The organism is Kamptonema animale CS-326 (genome assembly GCF_028330895.1).
Classification (GTDB): domain Bacteria; phylum Cyanobacteriota; class Cyanobacteriia; order Cyanobacteriales; family Microcoleaceae; genus Kamptonema; species Kamptonema formosum.
On record NZ_JAQMUA010000319.1, the window covers coordinates 1 to 5,449 of the forward strand.

Consider the following 5,449-nt stretch of genomic DNA (forward strand, 5'->3'; position numbering starts at 1 on the left):
ATTATCGCAGAAACCCGATTTCTTTGCTCAGGGAGCGATCGCGTGGGGCTCAGAAACCGGGTTTCTTACCCAATTCTTCGGTAAGATGCCAAAATTATCGCAGAAACCCGGTTTCTCAGACTACCAATTAATCCAAATTGATATTATTCTTGAATTTCACTTGTTGGCTCATTCACTTCTTCTGCTTTAGCCTCAAAATTAATTCGTTCGTAAATTTCCTTCAATGGTATTTGAAATTCTACTGATTCTAGGATTAATACAGATTCTTCTGAATCATATTCTGTTAATTCCCATTTCCTATTAGAATTTTTAGCGAATTGTTCGATGTGATAGCTATATTGGTCAATTAAAATATATTCTCGAAATTCAGGTATTGAGCGATAGGCGAGAAATTTGCCACCACGATCGTAGTCTTGGGTTGAATTGGATAAAATCTCAATGATTACCAGAGGATTTGTCACAATTGTTTTGTTGTTTTCTTGATAGACTGGTTCTCCTTGAATCACCATGATATCAGGATAGACGTAGCGGCGAGTTAGGGGTATCCACAGGCGCACGTCGCTAGTAAATAATGTGTAATCTTTGCCGCGTAAGCTAAATTTTAAGTTAGCAATCAAGTTAATGATGATGCTGTTGTGATTGGTAGTTCCGCCTGTCATTGGTACGATCTCCCCATCATGGTATTCACTTTTATCGATCGCAGCTTCTTCTAAAGCTAGATATTCCTCTGGCGTGTAGTAGCGTTTCTCAGTCTGTGGCTTCTTTTCGATGGTTGGTCTTTCTTGGGTTTGCATTGTGAGTTCCTTCTGCTATGAAGTGATTTTATGATAACATTTAATCAGTTTGAAGAACAGAAACCGGGTTTCTTACCTAAATCTTCGGTAGGATGCTTAAATTATCGCAGAAACCCGACTTCTTAACCACCAGAACTACTAGGCGAACTATTAAGTACAAACACTACTCCGGTCATAATTAAAGCTACACCTACCAATCGCAGCGGTGGCAAAGGCTCATTAAATATAAATTTACCGCCTAAAACTACACAGATGTAACTAATTGAGAGTAAAGGCGAGACGATGCTAATGTTGGCGCGAGATAGCACGACAATAAAACCAAAAGCACCCAATCCATATAAAATTAAACCAACCCAGATTAAAGGCTGACTTGCCATTGCTATGGCTTTTTCCACTAAATTTGCTGCGCCAATCGGCCCCAAAATATTAGCAGCACCTTTCAGACTAAATTGACCCAGAACACCGCAAAGGATAGCAGCAAGCAAAACTAGAAAAACGCTTCGAGTCATTAGTAAAGTAACCTATAGTATACTGTCATAATAGTTCAAAAAACTTTCACCCAACAGCCGCGCTCAATATTTCTATACTTTCTCTATCCCTGAGCTTTTAAACTTACAGGCAGTTAAAATAAATATTGCCCAGAGTGGGTAAAATTATAACAAAAATATGGTAGAACACGCAAATGCAAGCGAGGAAAACTCTCTGGAATTATCCATACTAATGCCCTGCTTGAACGAGGCTGAAACTTTAGAAGCCTGTATCAAGAAAGCACAGCGGTCATTACGGGAACTCAATATTGTTGGTGAAGCGATCGTAGCAGACAACGGTAGCACTGATGGTTCTCAAGCGATCGCAACTCGCCTGGGAGCCAGAGTAATTCCCGTTGCAGCCAAAGGATATGGCAGCGCTCTCATGGGCGGGATCGTAGCCGCACGCGGAACTTACATCATTATGGGTGACGCTGACGATAGCTACGACTTCTCCAACCTTGGCCCTTTTGTGAAAAAATTACGAGAGGGCTACGACTTGGTAATGGGAAACCGCTTCCAAGGTGGCGTGAAACCGGGAGCAATGCCTAGATTACACAGATATTTAGGGAATCCCGTGCTCACATGGGTGGGGCGGCTGTTGTTTGCAAGTCCTTGCGGTGACTTTCACTGCGGGCTACGGGGCTTCAGGAGAGACGCAATCTTGCAACTGGATTTACAAACAACGGGGATGGAATTCGCCAGTGAAATGATTGTTAAAGCCTCTCTCAACCAACTGCGAATCGCGGAAGTCCCCACCACCTTGTCCCCAGATGGCCGCAGTCGCCCGCCCCACCTACGAACTTGGCGAGACGGGTGGCGACACTTGCGATTTTTGCTGCTCTACAGCCCCCGCTGGCTATTTCTGTATCCCGGTTTGTTGTTAATGTTTGTGGGTTTAGCGGTGGGAGTGTGGCTGTTACCGGCTACGAGATTAGTGGGGCGTGTCAGCTTTGACGTACACACTCTGCTTTATGCTGCGATCGCGATTATTGTCGGCTTTCAAGCTGTTAGTTTCGCTTTATTTACCAAAGTCTTCGCTATCAGCGAGAAGTTGCTACCTGAAGATCCGCAAATTAAGAAACTATTGCGCTACATCAGTCTGGAAGTAGGATTGATAGTAGGAAGCCTACTAATGTTGATAGGAATAACCGGCTCGATCTTGTCATTTACCCTCTGGGGTGAGACTTCCTTTGGCCCTTTAGACCCTTCCAAAACTTTACGCTTGGTAATTCCCTCGATCGCTTGTCTGACTGTAGGTTTGCAGGTAATTTTCTCTAGCTTTTTTCTGAGCGTATTGGGGTTGAAACGGCGGTGAGCTTTGCGAGGCTTCTATTGCGTGCGCTCTATCGATCGCGATCGCATCCAATTAGCAGATGCTTTGATTATCGATCGCCTCAGTAAGTAAATCCACCTAATTAAACCTATAGCAGAAAGCTGGCTGCATAAGTCTTTTGCCCTCCTCCTTCTACCCTCTTCCTTCTTCCTTCTTCCTTCTTCCTTCTTCCTTCTTCCTTTGAGAGTGTCAAAATAATATATAGTCTGGATAGTGCATTGCACAGCTAGTAATGGTTTCCCCAATTGGGATAAACTTACATAGAACTGGAAGATTAAGGAAAAACTAGGATATGGAAAGCGTTGCTTACATTTTGATTTTGTCTTTGGCGATCGGTGTACTCTTTTTTGCGATCGCCTTTCGCCAACCCCCTCGGATTGGCAAGTAACTAGCTCCCTCCGAGCTTTTACTATCCAACAGTTCTCAGCCCTCACTGCTGAGCAATATATACAAGTCCCGCAATTCATCTCGCTCAACCTGGGGCCGAGATGAATTGCCATCTATTTTAGAAACCTGTAAAAATCAGTAGTTATGCGTTGTCCCTTATGCCACGATCCAAACAGCCGCGTTCTGGAGTCGCGATCGGCCGAATCCGGTAAAAGCATTCGCCGCCGCCGCGAATGCTTGAACTGTCAACACCGATTTACGAGTTATGAACGCATAGAATTTGTGCCGATAACAGTAATTAAACGCGATGGCAAACGCGAGTCCTTTGATAAATCTAAATTGCTGCGCGGTATAATTCGTGCTTGTGAAAAAACAGGTATTGCCGCAGCAGAAGTAGAAAAAATTGCTGATGAAATCGAATCAGAACTGCAAGGGCGATCGCTCCGAGAAGTAGCAAGTTCAGATATTGGTGAATTAGTTCTCAAACAGTTGCGACGATTGAGTGAAGTTGCTTACGTGCGATTTGCCTCCGTTTATCGCCAATTTCAAGGCATCCGAGATTTTGTCGAAGCCCTCGATCGCCTGCAAAGCGACCACGACACTAATCTAGAAATAGAAACCGATCCCAATGCGATCGCCTCTTGCGAGTTACCGCCCTCAGAGTCCAGAGAGCTAGAAATTCAGCCATCCTGCGCGACACCCAACTAAACTCGCCACAAATAGTTTTAAACGGGCATAGTTAGGCTATAATAAACTATCTTACCGCCCCATGATTATAATTAACACTCCTAACCTGAAGTTTTGAGTAATAATAATGGTAGCGGGTGTGGGGTTGCACCCGGTAATGGTTGGCTAGCGCTAACTTTTACAAAAGATTGATAGAAAAGCCAACAGCTTATTAACTAAAATCTACAGCATCCATCCACAGGAACAAAAAACTAAGGAGAGAAATCCCAGGAAACTATTCGCATGGTCAATCAGAAAACAGCAGTCAAAGAAGTGGGCTTTACTCACGAAGATTTTGCAGCCCTATTAGATAAATATGACTATCACTTCAGCCCTGGCGATATAGTAGCAGGTACGGTGTTCAGTATAGAACCCAGAGGAGCCCTGATTGATATCGGCGCTAAAACCGCCGCTTACATTCCCATTCAGGAAATGTCAATCAATCGGGTAGAAGCTCCAGAAGAGGTATTGCAGTCGAACGAAACCAGAGAATTTTTCATCCTCACCGATGAAAATGAAGACGGTCAACTCACACTCTCCATTCGGCGCATAGAATATATGCGAGCCTGGGAAAGAGTCAGACAACTGCAAGCAGAAGATGCAACGGTGCGATCGCAAGTTTTTGCAACCAATCGCGGCGGTGCATTAGTAAGAATTGAAGGGTTGCGCGGTTTCATCCCCGGTTCTCACATCAGCACCCGCAAACCCAAGGAAGAATTAGTCGCAGAAGAACTGCCATTAAAATTCCTAGAAGTAGATGAAGACCGTAATCGCCTCGTTTTGAGCCACCGCCGAGCGCTAGTAGAGCGGAAGATGAATCGCCTCGAAGTTGGCGAAGTCGTCATCGGTACAGTTCGCGGAATCAAACCTTACGGTGCATTCATCGACATCGGCGGTGTCAGCGGTTTGCTACACATCTCCGAAATTTCCCACGACCACATCGATACGCCTCATAGCGTGTTCAATGTCAATGATGAAGTGAAAGTCATGATCATTGACTTAGACGCAGAACGGGGTCGGATTTCCCTCTCCACGAAGCAGTTAGAGCCTGAACCAGGAGCAATGGTCAAAAATCGCGACCTGGTTTATGAAAAAGCTGAGGAAATGGCCGCTAAGTTCCGCGAGAAAATGCTAGCTCAAAAGCAAGCAAAAGCTGCTATTGAGATTCCCGTAGAAGTCCCAGCCGCGACTGATGAACTAGACGACATTCCAGACGATATTCCTTCGGCAACTGAGGAACTAGACGATATTCCGCCAGCAATGGAGGAGATAGCCGCAGAAATTCCCGCCGCAACTGAAGAGATAGTGGCGGAAATTCCAGAGGAAGAAATTCCCCCAGCAACGGAAGATTAATATCCCAATCTTTCTTATAAAAAGAGGGAAACACCCTCTTTTTTTGTAACTATTTCCATAAATTGTTAACTGTTAACTGTTAACTGTTAACTGTTAACTGCCAATAGCTAATATTGTCTCCGACAAATTACTTACGATCTGTCATTGCGAGCAAAGCGAAGCAATCCCCAAGTTTTAGGATTACTTTGCTAGGATTGACAATTACCTGGGGGGGTGACAGAGAGGCCTAAGAAATAGACCCAATCAGGATTCCAGCCCGTATACCCTGCTGGTAAAAACGACGTTTATTGGGAGTTATCTTCATTAATTCTTGAACGAGTTCAGAA

General features: G+C 44.4%; 7 protein-coding genes. 4 read left to right on the forward strand and 3 right to left on the reverse strand.

Features of this window, described 5'->3' with window-relative positions; genetic code table 11:
* Positions 1-143: 143 nt before the first annotated feature.
* Both PN499_RS18280 and PN499_RS18285 read right to left on the reverse strand, forming a co-directional pair.
* Positions 144-794 carry a Uma2 family endonuclease gene (locus tag PN499_RS18280; RefSeq protein ID WP_272033527.1) on the reverse strand — a complete coding sequence of 217 codons (651 nt, stop codon included), beginning with the start codon at positions 792-794 and terminating at the stop codon, positions 144-146.
* Positions 795-916: 122 nt separating this feature from the next.
* Positions 917-1,303: a DMT family transporter gene (locus PN499_RS18285; RefSeq protein ID WP_272033528.1), complete on the reverse strand. Its 387-nt coding sequence runs from the start codon at positions 1,301-1,303 to the stop codon at positions 917-919.
* 157 nt (positions 1,304-1,460) lie between these two features.
* Here PN499_RS18285 and PN499_RS18290 point away from each other — a divergent pair, with 157 nt between their 5' ends.
* Entirely contained in the window at positions 1,461-2,639 is a 1,179-nt protein-coding gene (locus tag PN499_RS18290) for a glycosyltransferase family 2 protein (RefSeq protein WP_272033529.1), read from the forward strand.
* A gap of 14 nt (positions 2,640-2,653) precedes the next feature.
* Here PN499_RS18290 and PN499_RS18295 read toward each other — a convergent pair whose 3' ends face one another.
* Positions 2,654-2,881, reverse strand: coding sequence for a hypothetical protein (locus PN499_RS18295; RefSeq protein WP_272033530.1), 228 nt, complete (start codon positions 2,879-2,881; stop codon positions 2,654-2,656).
* Between the two features lie 68 nt (positions 2,882-2,949).
* Here PN499_RS18295 and PN499_RS18300 point away from each other — a divergent pair, with 68 nt between their 5' ends.
* From PN499_RS18300 to PN499_RS18310, 3 genes are all read left to right on the forward strand, one after another.
* On the forward strand, positions 2,950-3,045 hold the full coding sequence (locus PN499_RS18300; RefSeq protein ID WP_019487237.1) for a photosystem II reaction center protein T: 96 nt from the start codon (positions 2,950-2,952) through the stop codon (positions 3,043-3,045).
* 143 nt (positions 3,046-3,188) lie between these two features.
* On the forward strand, positions 3,189-3,752 hold the full coding sequence (gene nrdR, locus PN499_RS18305) for a transcriptional regulator NrdR (protein WP_272033531.1): 564 nt from the start codon (positions 3,189-3,191) through the stop codon (positions 3,750-3,752).
* Positions 3,753-4,013: 261 nt separating this feature from the next.
* Positions 4,014-5,123: a 30S ribosomal protein S1 gene (locus tag PN499_RS18310; RefSeq protein ID WP_272033532.1), complete on the forward strand. Its 1,110-nt coding sequence runs from the start codon at positions 4,014-4,016 to the stop codon at positions 5,121-5,123.
* Positions 5,124-5,449 lie beyond the last annotated feature (326 nt).